General features: G+C 73.1%; 1 protein-coding gene. It reads right to left on the bottom strand.

Annotated features, from left to right (window positions below; all coding sequences use genetic code 11):
• Positions 1-17 precede the first annotated feature (17 nt).
• The gene (locus AB0M27_RS48030; protein ID WP_365732490.1) at positions 18-803 is read right to left on the bottom strand and encodes a tetratricopeptide repeat protein; all 786 of its coding nucleotides are present in this window, start codon (positions 801-803) and stop codon (positions 18-20) included.
• Positions 804-1143: the final 340 nt, after the last annotated feature.

Here is a 1143-nt window from a genome sequence, read left to right as displayed (position 1 = left end):
TCCTAGGCCTTTATGCCCTAGGCCTTGCCCGGCTCGTCACCGCGCTCGTCCTGGTCCGCCGCGTCGCCCGCGGCACCTTCGTGAGCGTCGACGGTCCCGTCCTCGGTCTCGTCCTCGTCGTCGTCACCGAGGGCGTCGACGAACTCCACCCCGTCCAGCTCGGCCAGCCGGTCCGACGCGTCGGTCGAGCCGTCCTTGTCGGCCTCCAGGGCCTTGCCGAACCACTCACGGGCCTCGTCCTCGCGCCCGGCCTCCAGCAGGGCGTCCGCGTACGCATAACGGAGACGCGGCGTCCAGGGCTGGATGGAGTTGGAGGCCAGCTCGGGGCTCTGCAGCGTGACGATGGCGGCGTCGATCTGCCCCATGTCCCGACGGGCCCCGGCGGCCACGAGCCGCATCTCGACCTGGCCGGCCTTGTCCAGCTTCTGCACCTCGGGCTCACCGGCCATGGCCATCGCCCGCTCCGGCCGGCCGAGACCGCGCTCGCAGTCGGCCATGACGGGCCACAGCTCCACGGACCCGGTCATCCGCCGCGCCGCCCGGAACTCGGCCAGCGCCTCCGCGTACTTCTGCGTCGCGTAGGCCGCGAACCCGGCCGCTTCCCGCACGGCGGCGACGCGCGAGGCCAGCCGCAGGGCGATACGGGAGTACGCGTACGCCTCCTCGGGGTCCTCGTCGATCAGCCGGGCCACCATGACGAGGTTGCGCGCGACATCCTCCGCCAGGGTCTTCGGCAGGCTCAGCAGCTCCTGCCGCACGTCCTTGTCGATCTCTTCGCCGGTGACGTCCTCGGGGATGGGCAGCCGCTTGATCGGCTCCCGGTCGCGGTCACGGTCCCGGTCGTCGCGACGGAACCCGCCACGGCCACGGTCGTCCCGCTGCCCGCCCCGGTAACCACCACGGTCCCGGTCGCGGTCGTCCCGACGGAACCCGCCACCGGAGCCACCCCGGTTGTCGTCGCGGCGGAAGCCACCACCGCTGGGACGGTCGTCATCGCGACGCGGCCCACGCGGCCGGTCGTCACGACGCTCGAACCCGCCACCGCCACCGCCGCCGCCGGGACGACCACCGCGGTAACCACCACGGTCATCATCCCGACGCGGCCCACGGTCCCGATCACGGTCGCGGTCGTCACGCCGGAAG

The organism is Streptomyces sp. NPDC052107, from assembly GCF_040680215.1.
Taxonomy (GTDB): Bacteria; Actinomycetota; Actinomycetes; order Streptomycetales; family Streptomycetaceae; genus Streptomyces.
Note: the sequence above shows the minus strand (reverse complement) of the source record. Positions and strands in the feature narration are given on the sequence as shown.